The 13,548-nt window shown below is 71.3% G+C and carries 10 protein-coding genes; 1 reads left to right on the plus strand and 9 read right to left on the minus strand.

Features of this window, described 5'->3' with window-relative positions:
* Positions 1 to 141 precede the first annotated feature (141 nt).
* The 9 genes from secA to mtrA form a co-directional block, all read right to left on the minus strand.
* A complete protein-coding gene (gene secA / locus ABD907_RS02360; RefSeq protein ID WP_345215410.1) occupies positions 142 to 3,012 on the minus strand; it encodes a preprotein translocase subunit SecA in 2,871 nt (956 codons plus the stop codon).
* Between the two features lie 186 nt (positions 3,013 to 3,198).
* Positions 3,199 to 4,509, minus strand: a complete 1,311-nt coding sequence (locus tag ABD907_RS02365; RefSeq protein ID WP_345214884.1) for a winged helix-turn-helix domain-containing protein — start codon at positions 4,507 to 4,509, stop codon at positions 3,199 to 3,201.
* A 103-nt stretch (positions 4,510 to 4,612) separates the two neighbouring features.
* Positions 4,613 to 5,254, minus strand: coding sequence for a UdgX family uracil-DNA binding protein (locus tag ABD907_RS02370; RefSeq protein WP_345214885.1), 642 nt, complete (start codon positions 5,252 to 5,254; stop codon positions 4,613 to 4,615).
* Positions 5,251 to 6,087, minus strand: a complete 837-nt coding sequence (locus tag ABD907_RS02375) for a DUF72 domain-containing protein (protein WP_345214886.1) — start codon at positions 6,085 to 6,087, stop codon at positions 5,251 to 5,253. The genes ABD907_RS02370 and ABD907_RS02375 overlap by 4 nt, the downstream gene beginning before the upstream one ends.
* 65 nt (positions 6,088 to 6,152) lie before the next feature.
* Entirely contained in the window at positions 6,153 to 6,845 is a 693-nt protein-coding gene (gene hpf, locus ABD907_RS02380; RefSeq protein WP_345214887.1) for a ribosome hibernation-promoting factor, HPF/YfiA family, read from the minus strand.
* Between the two features lie 268 nt (positions 6,846 to 7,113).
* Positions 7,114 to 7,857, minus strand: coding sequence for a ComF family protein (locus tag ABD907_RS02385; protein WP_345214888.1), 744 nt, complete (start codon positions 7,855 to 7,857; stop codon positions 7,114 to 7,116).
* Between the two features lie 96 nt (positions 7,858 to 7,953).
* Positions 7,954 to 9,669, minus strand: coding sequence for an LpqB family beta-propeller domain-containing protein (locus ABD907_RS02390; protein WP_345214889.1), 1,716 nt, complete (start codon positions 9,667 to 9,669; stop codon positions 7,954 to 7,956).
* Positions 9,666 to 11,324: an MtrAB system histidine kinase MtrB gene (gene mtrB, locus ABD907_RS02395; RefSeq protein ID WP_345214890.1), complete on the minus strand. Its 1,659-nt coding sequence runs from the start codon at positions 11,322 to 11,324 to the stop codon at positions 9,666 to 9,668. The genes ABD907_RS02390 and mtrB overlap by 4 nt, the downstream gene beginning before the upstream one ends.
* A 116-nt stretch (positions 11,325 to 11,440) precedes the next feature.
* On the minus strand, positions 11,441 to 12,124 hold the full coding sequence (gene mtrA, locus ABD907_RS02400) for an MtrAB system response regulator MtrA (RefSeq protein WP_345214891.1): 684 nt from the start codon (positions 12,122 to 12,124) through the stop codon (positions 11,441 to 11,443).
* A 113-nt stretch (positions 12,125 to 12,237) separates the two neighbouring features.
* Here mtrA and ABD907_RS02405 point away from each other — a divergent pair, with 113 nt between their 5' ends.
* Positions 12,238 to 13,548 carry a glycerophosphoryl diester phosphodiesterase membrane domain-containing protein gene (locus tag ABD907_RS02405; protein ID WP_345214892.1) on the plus strand — a complete coding sequence of 437 codons (1,311 nt, stop codon included), beginning with the start codon at positions 12,238 to 12,240 and terminating at the stop codon, positions 13,546 to 13,548.

Below are 13,548 nucleotides of genomic sequence, written 5' to 3' on the forward strand. Positions count from 1 at the left end.
CGTGGGTCGACGCTTCCGCGGAAGCGTCGACCGGCGGTTCGAAGATCTTCGGACGCGACGTCATCACGCGCGGGGCCTGCACAGCGACCACGAGCCGAGGAGGCGCTTCAGTGACGCTCCGCGGCCGCTCCCGACAGCCGGCTACCGCTTCTTCTTGGCCGCCTTCGCCGCCTTGCGGCGCTGCTCACGGTTCTGAGCGCCGCCGCTTCCGCCGGAGCTCGCCTGGACGGGTCCTGCCTGGGCGGGCGCCGACGTCGGCGGACCCGTCTGGGCGGCAGAAGCCGGTCCGGACGTCGGGTTGCCGTCCATCGCGGATGCCGAGTAGCTGAGCTTCGTCGGGCGCGAGGGCGCCTCGAGCCCGAGCGCGTCGGACTCCGGTGCCGCGGCCTTGCCGGCCGGCACATTCTTGCCCTCCTCGCCATCGCCTGCCGCGCTCGTCGGCGCGGCCGCGGCCGTGGCGGCGGCCGATGCCGCCGTGACCGCCGGGGCGGACTCGTCCTGCTGCTGCTCGCCTGGGCGCTTCACCTCCAGGTTGAACAGGTACTGGATCGACTCCTCCTTGATGGCCTCGTTCATCGCCTGGAAGAGCTCGTAGCCCTCACGCTGGTACTCCACGAGCGGGTCACGCTGGGCCATCGCCCGCAGCCCGATGCCGTTCTTGAGGTAGTCCATCTCGTACAGGTGCTCGCGCCACTTGCGGTCGAGCACCGACAGCACGACGCGGCGCTCGAGCTGGCGCATGACCTCGTCGCCCAGCTCCTCCTCGCGGGCCTCGTACGCGATCCGGATGTCGGACTTCAGCTCTTCGAGGAGCATCTCCTGGCTGACCCGCGTGGGGTTGCCGGCCTCTTCGATGATGTCCTCCGGGGTGATCCCGACGGGGTAGGTGTTGCGCAGCTCGCTCCACAGCGCGTCGAGGTCCCACGTCTCGGGAGCGCCCTGGCCCGTGTACCCGGTGACGAGGCCGGCGACGACGTCGTCGAGGAAGCCCTTGACCTGACCCTCGAGGTCCTCGCCGCTGAGGACGCGCCGGCGCTCGTCGTAGACGACGTTGCGCTGCTTGGACAGGACGTCGTCGTACTTGAGGACGTTCTTCCTGGTCTCGAAGTTGCGAGCCTCGATCTGGGCCTGCGCGCTCGCGATGCCCTTGGAGACGAAGTTGTGCTCGAGCGGCATGTCGTCCGGGTAGGAGGAGGACTCCATGACGCGCATGGCCATGCCCGAGTTGAACAGGCGCATGAGGTCGTCCTCGAGGCTCAGGTAGAACCGCGACTCGCCCGGGTCCCCCTGACGCCCGGAGCGACCGCGCAGCTGGTTGTCGATGCGTCGTGACTCGTGCCGCTCCGTGCCGAGCACGTACAGACCACCGAGCTCGACGACCTCGTCGTGCTCCTCGGCGACCGCTTTCTGCGCCTCCTCGAGCGCCGCGGGCCAGGCCTCCTCGTACTCCTCCGGGCTCTCCGAGGGGTCCAGGCCGCGCTCCTTCAGAGTCGCGACGGCGATGTGCTCGGCGTTGCCGCCGAGCATGATGTCGGTGCCGCGCCCGGCCATGTTCGTCGCGACGGTGACGGCGCCCTTGCGGCCGGCCATCGCGACCACGGCGGCCTCGCGCTCGTGCTGCTTCGCGTTCAGGACCTCGTGGCGGATGCCCTTCTTCTTCAGCATCGCCGAGATGACCTCGGACTTCTCGACGCTGGTGGTGCCGACGAGCACGGGTTGGCCGGTCTCGTACCGCTCGGCGATGTCCTCGACGATGGCCTTGTACTTCTGCTCGACGGCCTTGTAGACGAAGTCGGACTGGTCCTTGCGCACCATCGGCTTGTTGGTCGGAATCGGCACCACGCCGATCTTGTAGGTGCCCTGGAACTCGGCCGCCTCGGTCTCGGCCGTACCGGTCATACCGGCGAGCTTGTCGTAGAGCCGGAAGTAGTTCTGCAGCGTGATCGTGGCGAGCGTCTGGTTCTCCGCCTTGATCTGCACGCCCTCCTTGGCCTCGATGGCCTGATGGAGCCCCTCGCTGTAGCGGCGGCCGGCGAGCACGCGACCGGTGTGCTCGTCGACGATGAGGACCTCACCGTTCTTGACGATGTAGTCCTTGTCCCGCTTGAACAGCTCCTTCACCTTGACGGCGTTGTTGAGGAAGCCGATCAGCGGGGTGTTGAGGGACTCGTAGAGGTTGTCGATGCCGAGGTAGTCCTCGACCTTCTCGATGCCGGGCTCGAGCACGCCGACGGTGCGCTTCTTCTCGTCGACGTCGTAGTCCTCGCCGGCCGTCATGCGGGTGGCGAGGCGGGCGAACTCGACGTACCACTTGTTGACGTCGCCCGAGGCGGGGCCGGAGATGATCAGCGGGGTGCGGGACTCGTCGATGAGGATGGAGTCCACCTCGTCGACGATCGCGAAGTGATGCTCGCGCTGGACCAGCTCGTCGACCGACCACGCCATGTTGTCGCGCAGGTAGTCGAAGCCGAACTCGTTGTTGGTGCCGTACGTGATGTCGGCCTCGTACTGCTTGCGGCGCTCGTCGGGCTTCTGGCCCGCGATGACGGTGCCGGTCGTCATGCCGAGGAACCGGAACACGCGCCCCATGAGCTCGCTCTGGTACGACGCCAGATAGTCGTTGACCGTGACGATGTGCACGCCCTTGCCAGTCAGCGCGTTGAGGTAGGCCGGTAGCGTCGCGGCGAGGGTCTTGCCCTCACCGGTCTTCATCTCGGCGATGTTGCCGAGGTGCAGAGCGGCGCCGCCCTGCACCTGCACGTTGTAGTGGCGCTGGCCGAGCGTGCGGCCCGCGGCCTCGCGCACCGCGGCGAAGGCCTCCGGCAGCAAGCTGTCGAGGCTCTCGCCGTCGGCGTACCGGGCCTTGAACTTGTCGGTCTCCTCCCGCAGCTCCGCGTCGGAGAGGTGGGAGACCGATTCCTCAAGAGCATCCACCTCCGCGGCCATCGCGTTGAGCTTCTTCAGGATCCGTCCTTCGCCCATCCGGAGGATCTTGTCGAGGATCGAAGGCACGCAGCACTCCAGGTCGTCGTTCGTGGCGGTCGGCCCCGCGGCACGGGCGCCCTCGGTCGGGCGCACCGGTCCATGGTAGGCGTTGCCCCCGAACGGGCGTGCACGTGTGGCAGGTATCGCGCAGAGCGGACATGCATCCCGACCGGCGGCACGACACTCCGACGCCGCGGCGCCCGCGGTGTGGCGTCACCTGCGGGCGACCGCGCGTGCCACATCGGCGGCAAGGTCTCCTCCGGCGTCGAGATCGACGGCGACGCCGTCCATGCCCAGCCAGGTCGCCATCTCCCCCAGCTCGGCGACCAGCTCGGCGACGACGGCGTCACGAGCCGGCCACGCGCCGGAGCCGGCCCGGGCCAGACCCGGGACGTGGTCGGGCGTCTCGGCGAATGCCGATCGCACCCGCAGCAGCATGGCCTGGCGGTCCGCCTTCAGGTCCACCCGGGCCACCAGGTGCTCACCCAGCAGGAACGGCAGGACGTAGTACCCGTGGGTGCGCCGGGCCGGGGGCGTGTAGATCCCGATGCGGTAGTGCATGCCCCACAGGGCGAGCAGCCGGTCTCGTTCGAAGACGAGCGGGTCGAACGGGGCGAGCAGCGCCCGGGCGCCGGTCCGGCGCGGTACCCGAGCTCCGGTGTCGAGGTAGGCGGGTCTGCCCCAGCCAGGAACGTGGACCGGCTCGAGCGCGCCTTCCTCGACGAGCTCGAGCACGGCTCGGGTGGTGTCGTCGGTACGGGTCCGGAAGTAGTCGGCCAGGCACCGCACGGTGCCGATGCCGTGCGCCCGTGCGGCGATGCGCACCAGCTCGCGGATGGCGTCCGCCTTCGCCGGCGCCGGCTCCGCGAGGGCCGCCGGCGGCAGCACGCGCTCGGTCACGTCGTACGCCCGCTCGAACTGGGAGGTACGGCGGGCGACGGCGACCTCACCGACGTCCCACAGGTGCTCGAGGGCATGTTTGGCCGGCGTCCAGTTCCAGCCCCAGTGCTCCTTCGCGCCACGCTCGTGCCCGAGGACGGTGTGCAGCTCGCCGGCGGTGACGGGCCCGTGCTCAGCGACGAGGTCGCGCACCGCCTCCAACAGTCCCGGGTAACGCTCCTGGTAGTGGTCCTCCTTCTTGCGGTAGGCCGCTCGGCGCCACCACAGGAGCCGATACGTCCGTGGTGGGACGTAGGAGGCGACGTGTGCCCACGACTCGACGATCCAGCGAGGCGATCTGCCGCTCGCCCGGTCCATCAGGGCGACGTCGTAGGGCCCCAGCCGCGAGAACACGGGCAGCAGGTGGGCCCGGGCGAGAACATTGACGGAATCGATCTGCAGCAGCCCGATGCGCTCGACCAGGCGCCGCAGGTGTCCCATGGTCACCGAGCCCGGCGCGGGGCGCGCCCGATCGAGGCCTTGCGCGGCGATCGCCACCCGCCTGGCCTGCCCCGGCGTCAGGGCCCGCGTCGGCGCGCCCGTGGGTGCCGCCGTCGTCCTTCGGGATATCGCCGTCGTGGTCACCCCACCATCCTGCCCGGCGCCGCCCACACGGTGGCGAGCCGGCGGGCCGCGCCGGCGGGCCGGACGGCTGGACGGGACTCGCGGACGAGTCGGCTGGGCAGGTTCAGAGGGCCGCTCGCAGGTCCTCGACGAACGACCCGAACGCCTCGTCCCACTCGGGCTTGCCGCGCAGCCGCACGACGGCGGAGGGATGGGTCGTCACCAGCACCCGGCCCGCGGCGTCGCCGGCGTCGTCGCCCTCGAGGACCTGGCCCCGGACGTCGCCGATCCGGACGTCGTGGCCGATCACGGCGCGCGCCGCCGTCGCTCCGAGGCAGACGACGACGTCCGGGTGCACGGCGGCCAGCTCCGCCAGCAGCCACGGCCGGCAGGCCGCGATGTGCGGGACGGCGGGCTTCTTGTGCAGGCGCCGTTTGCCGCGCTCGACGAAGCGGAAGTGCTTGACCGCGTTGGTCGTGTACACGTTCGCGGGGTCGATGCCTGCGGCCTCCACCGCCTCGTCCAGGACGCGGCCGGCGGGTCCGACGAACGGCTCGCCCGTGCGGTCCTCGCGGTCACCCGGCTGCTCGCCGACCATCAGCATGCGGGCCCCGGGCGGACCTGAGGAGAACACCACCTGGGTGGCGTCCGCCCACAGCTCGCACCCGCGGCAGCCGGGTGCGGCCTGCCGCAGGGCGTCCACGTCGCCCTCGGGCGGCACCCACTCCTGGGCGCCGGGCCGTTCGGGAGCCGATCCTCTGGTCATCGTGTCTCCACGCGCGCGGGCAGCAGGTCCGCCAGCCGCCGGGCGAGCGCGATGGCGTCGACGGGTGCGCGCACCTTGGTGTCGTTGTCGAAGTAGACGTAGACGTCGCGCCCGGTGTCGTGCCAGGCACGGATCCGGGCCGCCCAGGTGTCCAGCGCCGGGTCGTCGTAGCCGCTGACGTACAGCTCGGAGTCGCCGTGCAGGCGCGTATAGACGAAGTCCGCGGTGACCTCCTCCAGGAAGGGCCACTTCCCCGCGGTGTCGGCCACGACGACGGCCACGCCGTGCGCCCGCATCAGCTCGGCGAATGCCGGGTCCCGGAAGGTCTCGTGCCGGACCTCGACAGCGTGGCGCAGCGGCCGCTCCGGTCCCCCGTCGGTCCACGCCTCCTTGAGCCGGTGGTCGTGGCCCGCGGCCAGGGCGGCGGCCGCCGTCGTGGTCCGCGGGAGACGGCCGAGGAAGTCGTCCATGCGGCTGGCGTCGAAACCGAGGTTGGGCGGCAGCTGCCACAGGAACGGGCCGAGCTTGTCGCTCAGAGCCAGCACGCCGGAGGCGAAGAAGTTCGCGAGCGCGACGTCGACGCCGGCGAGCTTCTTCATGTGCGTGATGAATCGCCCGCCCTTGACGGCGAACAGGAAGCCGGGCGGTGTCTGCTCGTACCACGCCCGGTAGCTCGTCGGGCTCTGCAGCGAGTAGAACGAGCCGTTGATCTCGACGGTGCCGAGGCGGTCCGCGACGTACGCCAGCTCGCTGCGTTGTGGCAGGCCGCGCGGGTAGAAGACGCCCCGCCACGGCCCGTACCGCCATCCGGAGATACCGATACGGACCGTCATCTGGCGGAGTCTATGAACGTCCCGGTCTCTGCGCACCGCGAGGCGCTCCGGGATTCGGAGCGGGATCAGGTGACGGCCGCGCGCTCCCGGGTCTCGACGTGGTTGGTGGAGGCCTCGCCGCCGCCGTCCGACATCTCGGTGTTCAGCCGGATGACGCCGTAGGTCCAGCCGTGCCGGTGGTAGACCACGCACGGCTGCCCGGTCTCGGAGTCGATGAAGAGGAAGAAGGGGTGGCCGACGAGCTCCATCTCGTAGAGGGCACGGTCGACCGTCATGGGCTCGGCGTCGTGCAGCTTCTGGCGCACGATCACCGGGGAGTCTCCGAGCTGGGCCTCCACGGACTCACCCGGCGCGGTCGGCGCGACGGGGTGGTCGGGGAGGCCTTCCGCGTCCGCGTCTGCGTCCGCGGACTCCGGGAGCGTGGCATCGACCGGTTGTGGGACGGCATAGCGGTGGTGGTTCTTGCGACGGTCGCGCGAACGGCGCAACCTCTCGAGCAGCTTGCCCGAGGCGAGGTCGAGGGCTCCGTAACGGTCGGAGCCCTTGGCCTCCGCCCGAATCACCGGTCCGCGGTCACGCACCGTGATCTCGACACGCTCGCAGACGTCCGCCTGGCGAGGGTTGGGCTCGTGCGTGAGCTCGACCTCGACGCGCTGCACCCGCGGCGCGAGCTGCTCGATCTTTGCGAGCTTGCCCTCCACGTGCGAACGGAACCGGCCGGCGATCTCGGTGTTTCGGCCCTTGACGACAATCTCCATGGTGTCCTCCTCGATCCGGGGGCGCGCGGCAGGAGCAGCTCCTGCCGTGGTGACGTACTACTGGCTCGCACGTCATGGGCGAACCTGCGCGGTGACCACCTCCCCTCGGCCGGACTCCGCTCGCGCTCCCTTGCGCCTCGCCTCGGGTCCGGCAGCGGCCTTCATAGGGTCACGCTAGTACCGATCGGGCGCCGGGGGGATCCCTCGGCGACCCCGAAATTCACCTCAGGGTCGCCGCCGCGTCACCAGCGCGCCACCGGTGGCGGATCTAGCTCGCGAGACGGCCCGCCGCACCGGTCGGCCCCGCCGTCGAGGCGAGCGTGAATGCGGCAACGGTCCGGCCGCCCGCTGCCTCCGCGGCGTCGGCGCTGGCGGCCAGGCTGGCGCCGGTGGTGACCACGTCGTCGACGAGGACGACGGCGGTGCCTGTGGGCAGGCGCGCCCGCGCCCGCACGGTCCCACGCCGGTTGGCGATCCGTGCCCGGGCCCCGATGCCCGCCTGGTGAGCGCTGCCGCCGCGACGCCTGAGGACGTCCGCCACCAGGACCTCTCCCTCGTGCCGGCCGGCGGCGAGGCCACGCGCGACAGCGTCGGCGAGGTCGGCGACGACGAGGCGGCGGGCCACGCGCCTACGCCACCCCGAGGGCACGGGGACGACGAGGACGCTGTCGTGGTCGGTGAGCAGGGACCTCAGGTCGGGGTCGTGGGCCCACGTGGTGGCGGCCTGCTCGGCGGCGGTGAGGACCTCGGGGGCGATGTCCTGCCGGCGACCGGTCTTCCACGCGAGCACGATGGCGCGCAGCGACCCGCGGTACTGCCCGACGGACCAGGTGGGCAGCGGCGAGGTGCCGGCTCCGCCGAGCAGGGGTGCCCGCTGCTCGCACCGCACCGGCGGCCGGCTGAGCAACCGGACGCACCGCGCACAGAGCACGAGGTCCCAGCGGCCGCACCCGGCGCACTCGACCGGCAGGACGAGCCTGCCGGCGTCGGTCAACGCTTGGCGGACATCCACTCCCGCATCCTGACGGCTGACGTGGCCACCCCGGTGTCCCCGGGGGCACGGCTGTGGACAGGAAGTCGTGGCCGCTGCCGCCGGGGACCTACGGGCTCACCCGGGAAAGGCCGGGTCGGACAGTCCGCTGAGCGTCGCCCGCCACGCCGAGCCGTTGCGCTCGAACAAGCGTCCGGCGTCCGTGGTGACCACCAGGGACCGTGCCCCACGGCCCGCGGTGACGTCCGTGGCGCCCTCCACCGGGGGCAGGTACGTGGTGGGGCCCCCGATCGGGACAAGGTGCACCGTCGGGTCCGGGGCGACCGAGGAGGTACCGAGCACCGCCAGGGTTCCCTCCTCGACCCATGCCATGTCGGTGGCGTCGGTGAGGACGTCACCGATCCGCCTGGGCTCGCCGAGCTCGCGCGGAGTCCCGTCGGCGGCGCGGACGATCGCGGCGACGTCGAGCACGGTGCTCCCGGCCGATTCCCAGATCACCGCGATGCGAGCTCCGTCCCGCGAGACCCTGAGGGCACGGATCTTGCCGTCGGCGAGCCACGACGCGCCGACCTCGACGAGCTGCCCGTTGGAACGCACCGCACGCAACGTCCCGTCGGAAGCGGCCGGTGTCGTCCACACCCAGCCCTGCCGGTCGACCGACGGCGGCACGAGCTGTGTCCCTTCGGTGAGCAGGATGGGCGGCGCGTTGTTGCCGGAGGCGCTGACCAGGCGGTCGGTGCCGTCGAGGAACACCGTCGTCGCGACCGGGCTCTCATAACCGACCGCCGGGTCGCGGACGTCCATCCCGGCGAGCAGCTCGCTGCGGACACGGGGGCTCGCCTCGCCGTCGGCGACCTGGACCAGCTCGCCGTCGCTGACAGCTGTCAGCGGTGTGCTCGTGTAGGGATAGGCGGGCAGGCGCGGCGGCGGCGCGTTGAGCTCGAACGGTGTCCCGGCCGCGGTGATCTCCACCTCCTGGACGTTCGGCACACCGGACAGCGTCGCCTGGATCTGGGTGTAGAGCAGCGCCCGCTCCATGCCCTCGGCGGCGAGGGAGTCGACCGAGAGATCCACGTGCGCGACGCCCTCGGTGAGCAGCACCGACTCGACGACCAGGCGCGTACCGACCGGGACCATCGTCGTCACACCCGGCGCCAACCATGGCGAGGGACCCTCGAGGAGCGCGCTCACGAGCGACGTGGCCACGTTCTGCTGGGGGAACCACCGCACCTCCGGCACGAGAGCCTCGTGATCGGGCGTGAGGAAGTACAGGACGCTCTGGGTGTAGACCGACTGGAAGTTGGCCACCGGCAGCAGCACACCGTCCTCGAGCTCGACGATCCGCCACTCGCCCTGGGTGTTGCGGGCGAGGGTGAAACCGGTTTCGATCATGGCCCCCTCGGCGGCCTCGGTGTACCGGCCGGCGCCGTCCAGCGAGGCCTCGGCCATGACGGAGACCTGCACGCCGCCGTCGTCGGTGCGTTCGATCTGCGGGGCGGGGGCGTCGGCGTAGATGCGGACCTGCTCCAGCGGCTGCCAGGTCTCGGCGGCCGGGCCGGCGAGGAACTCGCGGGCGACGAGGAACTCGTCGTTGATGCCGGCCACGGAGGCGGAGAGGAAGCCGTCGACGATCTCCTCGGGCGTCGACCCCGCCTGCGGGCCGCTCGCGAGGAACCCGATGCCCTGCGGCGCGGGGACGTTCGGATCCGAGGCGGTGACCGGACCGGAGCGCGGCAGGTTGGCACAGCCAGCCAGTGCCAGCAGCATCGCGGCGAGTGTCGTCGCGACGGCGGCACGCCGCCGGCGGGTCCTCGTCCCGTGTCCCGCGATCATCGGGCCTCCTCCGCCGTCCCGGCGACCGACGCCGGGTCCTGGCGGGACGCCCCGGCCTCGCCGGGCCCGAGCGGCGCGCGGGCGGTACCGGACTCGAGCACCCGGGTCGACCCGGGTGCCAGCGGCAGCGGCGACATCGTGATGACGGTACCGGCCCGCCGCGGCAGGGTGAGCAGGAAGGCGGCGCCGACGCCCGGACGCCCCCACGCCTCGAGGGTGCCGTTGTGCAGGTGGGTGTCCTCCATGGATATGGCGAGGCCGAGGCCGGTGCCGCCCGTCGTGCGCGCCCGTGCCCGGTCGGCACGCCAGAACCGGTCGAAGACGTGCTTGGCCGCCTCCGCGTCCATCCCGACGCCGTGGTCGAGCACCCGCACGGCCACGGCCGCGTCGTTGACCCCGACCGTGACGTCGATGGGCCTTCCCTCACCGTGCTCGATGGCGTTGGAGAGCAGGTTACGAATGATGCGCTCGACCCGTCGGGGGTCGATGTCCGCGGTGCACGGCTGGTCGGAGAGATGGATGCGCAGCTCGGTTCCCTTGGCGTCGGCCAGGATGCCGGTCATCTCCACGACGTGCTGGACGACGTTGCGCAGGTCCCGCTGCTCGGCCTCGAGCACGGCCGCGCCGGCGTCGAAGCGCGAGATCTCGAGGAGGTCCGAGAGCATCGACTCGAAGCGGTCGAGCTGCGCATGCAGCAGCTCCGCCGAGCGGCGGACGGCGGGGTCGAAGTCGTCCTTCGCGTCGTGGATGAGCTCGCCGGCGATCCGGATCGTCGTCAGCGGCGTGCGCAGCTCGTGGGAGACGTCCGAGACGAAGCGCTGCTGCAGCCGCGAGAGCTCCTCCATCTGCTGGATCTGTCGCTGGAGCGAGGACGCCATCTCGTTGAAGGACTGGCCGAGCAGCGCCAGCTCGTCCCGACCGCGCACATCCATGCGTTCGTCCAGCATGCCGTCCGCCAGCCGCTCCGCGGCGAGGACGGCGTCGGTGACCGGCTGCAGCACCCACCGGGTGATCGCCCACGTCATGACCCCGAGGAGGATGACGATCGCGACGGCGCCGACGGCCAGCACCTGCATCACCAGCGCGATCGTCGCCTCCTCGGGCGCCAGGCTGTAGAAGAGGTAGAGCTCGTACGTGCCCGCGACGGGCAGGGTGACCGGCTCCCCGACGACGATGCCCGGGGCGTTGCCGGCCTGGGTGGGCAGCGCCACCGGCTGCCAGTGCTGGCCACCTTCGCTCGCGATCGCCTCGCGCATCTGCGGGCTGACGAGGCTGCGCAGGTCGATCGGCGAGTTCGTCACCGGCTCCACGATGGTCACCGTCGAGCTGGACTGCGGCGAGCGCCGGAGCACGGCTCCTTCGGCGTCGGAGCGGGAGGGCAGGCCGAAGACCCAGTCGTTGGCCACCTCCTGGGCCTGCTGGCCCGTGGTCGCCGTCGCGTCGTCGAACACCTGTTGCGCGTTCTGTGTCTGCAGCGCCGCGTCCTCGAGCATCTGCGTCACCCGCTCGTCGTAGAGACCGTCGCGGATTTGTGCCGACAGGACGCCGCCGATGACGCCGAGGGCGACCAGCCCGCCGAGCACGGTGCTGGCCACCACACGGACCGTCAGGGAGGAGCGCCAGCTGCGGATCAGCCGCAGGACCTTCCGGCGCATCCGACGGCGCAGGCTCGCCCGGGCACGGGGCGGGCGATACGTCGTGGCCGGGCCGGCGGGATGGGGAACCGAGCCGGCCCTGGGTCCGGCGGGCTGGGGCCCGCCGAGGTCTTCGGTCACTCGTGTGGTGCCCCCGCCCGATATCCGACGCCACGGACGGTCACGACGACCTCGGGGTGCTCCGGGTCCTTCTCCACCTTCGCGCGCAGCCGCTGGACGTGGACGTTCACCAGGCGGGTGTCGGCGGCGTGCCGGTATCCCCAGACCTGCTCCAGCAGCACCTCACGGCTGAAGACCTGCCAGGGTTTGCGCGCGAGCGCCACGATCAGGTCGAACTCCAGGGGGGTCAGCGAGATCGGCTCACCGTCGCGGGTCACCTCGTGGCCGGCGACGTCGATCTCGAGGTCGCCGATGCGCAGTCGCTCCGGCTCCGGGTTCTCCTGGCGACGCAGGCGCGCGCGCACCCGCGCGACCAGCTCCTTGGGCTTGAACGGCTTGGCGATGTAGTCGTCCGCGCCGGCCTCCAGCCCGGCGACCACATCGAGCGTGTCCGACTTCGCCGTGAGCATGACCACCGGCACGTCGGAGTCCGCGCGGATGATGCGGCAGATCTCGATCCCGTCCAGTCCCGGCAGCATGAGGTCGAGCAGGACGAGGTCGGGCTGCTCTCGGCGAAACATCTCCGGGGCCTGGGTACCGTCTGCGCAGAAGACGGCGTCGTAGCCCTCGGCGTCGAGCACGATTCCGATCATTTCTGCCAGCGCGGTGTCGTCGTCGATCACAAGCAGCTTGGGACTCATGGGGCAATGTTCCCATTCCGGACGCTGCGCGGTGTGGACCGCCGTTCCGGCACCCGCTGTGGCGTGCAACGATGGGTCTCGCCACCACGACGCAGCCGGGGGGAGGTAGGGCGATGAGCAGCCGGCCTGAGGACGACGGCACGCCGGAGCACGACGCCGGACGGTACGGCCCGTACAGCGGACCGCCGGACGGCGAGCAGCCGCGCTACGCGCCGCCCACGCAGCACGGGCAGCCCACCCAGCCCTCACCCTGGGGCCCGGACCCCGCTCCGCAGCCCGGCCAGTACACCCAGTACACGCAGCCCACCCAGCCCTCGCCGTGGGGCGGGGAACCCGGTCAGCGGCCCGGGCAACCGTGGGGCCAACCGCCGGTGCCCCCATCGTGGGGTGGGGACCCGAGCCAGCAGCCCGGCCAGTACGGCCAGTACGGGGACGCAGCGCAGCAGCAGGTGCCCCGCGGCTTCACCGGCGCCGATCGGCCCGGCATCATCCCGCTGCGGCCGATGAACATCGGCGAGATCCTGGACGGCGCCTTCCGTGCCATCCGGGCCAACCCGCGGGCCACGTTCGGGCTCTCGTTGCTCGTCATGGGTGTCACCGCGGTCATCGAGGCGCTCGTCCTCTCCTTCACCGTCGGCAGCACACTGCTCCCCCTCATGGGGCAGACCACGCCCACCCTCGGGATGGAGGAGCTGGGTACCGGCGCGATCACGTCACTCGTCGGCCTCCTCGCGGTGTCCGTCGCCGTCTACATCGCCTCGATCGTGCTCACCGCCTTGCTCATCGTCTCGGTGAGCCAGTCCGTCGTCGGACGTGTCGCCACGATCCGGCAGGTCTGGCACTCCGCGCGCGGGCAGCTGTGGAGGCTCATCGGCCTGACCCTGCTGCTGGCACTGGGCTGGACCGTGGTGCTGGTCGTGGTGATCACCGCACTCGTGCTGCTCGGCGTGGCTCTCGTCGAGGGCGGTGGCAACAACCCGTTCATCACGGGCCTGCTGATCTTCCTCCTCTTCCTCGGGGCCTGTGTCGTCATGGGCTACTTCGTGGTGCGGCTGACCCTGTCGGCACCGGCGCTCATGCTCGAGCGGATCGGGCCGTTCTCCGCGATCCGGCGGTCGTGGGCGCTGAGCAGGCGCCAGTTCTGGCGGCTGTTCGGCGTCCTGGCGCTGGCAGCGATCATCGTGGCGATCCTCACGTACGCGATGATGATCCCGCTGACCATGGCGTCATCTCTCTTCTCGGGCTCGCAGGAGGCCCTGGTCATCACCTCGATCGTCATGGGTGTGCTGTCCGTGCTCGTCTCCGCGCTGACCACGCCGTTCCTCGCCGCCGTCGTCGCACTGGCCTACATCGACATCCGTATGCGAAAGGAAGGCCTCGACGTCACCCTCGCCCAGTCCGCCCGGCCCGCGGAGGCTGGCTGA

The organism is Georgenia halophila (genome assembly GCF_039541595.1).

Coding starts and splice junctions, on each gene's coding strand:
- ABD907_RS02370 (WP_345214885.1), bottom strand. CDS start 5,254: ATGACCAGAGGATCGGCTCCCGAACGGCCCGGCGCCCAGGAGTGGGTG.
- ABD907_RS02375 (WP_345214886.1), bottom strand. CDS start 6,087: ATGACGGTCCGTATCGGTATCTCCGGATGGCGGTACGGGCCGTGGCGG.
- hpf (WP_345214887.1), bottom strand. CDS start 6,845: ATGGAGATTGTCGTCAAGGGCCGAAACACCGAGATCGCCGGCCGGTTC.
- ABD907_RS02390 (WP_345214889.1), bottom strand. CDS start 9,669: ATGATCGCGGGACACGGGACGAGGACCCGCCGGCGGCGTGCCGCCGTC.
- mtrB (WP_345214890.1), bottom strand. CDS start 11,324: ATGCGCCGGAAGGTCCTGCGGCTGATCCGCAGCTGGCGCTCCTCCCTG.
- mtrA (WP_345214891.1), bottom strand. CDS start 12,124: ATGAGTCCCAAGCTGCTTGTGATCGACGACGACACCGCGCTGGCAGAA.
- ABD907_RS02405 (WP_345214892.1), top strand. CDS start 12,238: ATGAGCAGCCGGCCTGAGGACGACGGCACGCCGGAGCACGACGCCGGA.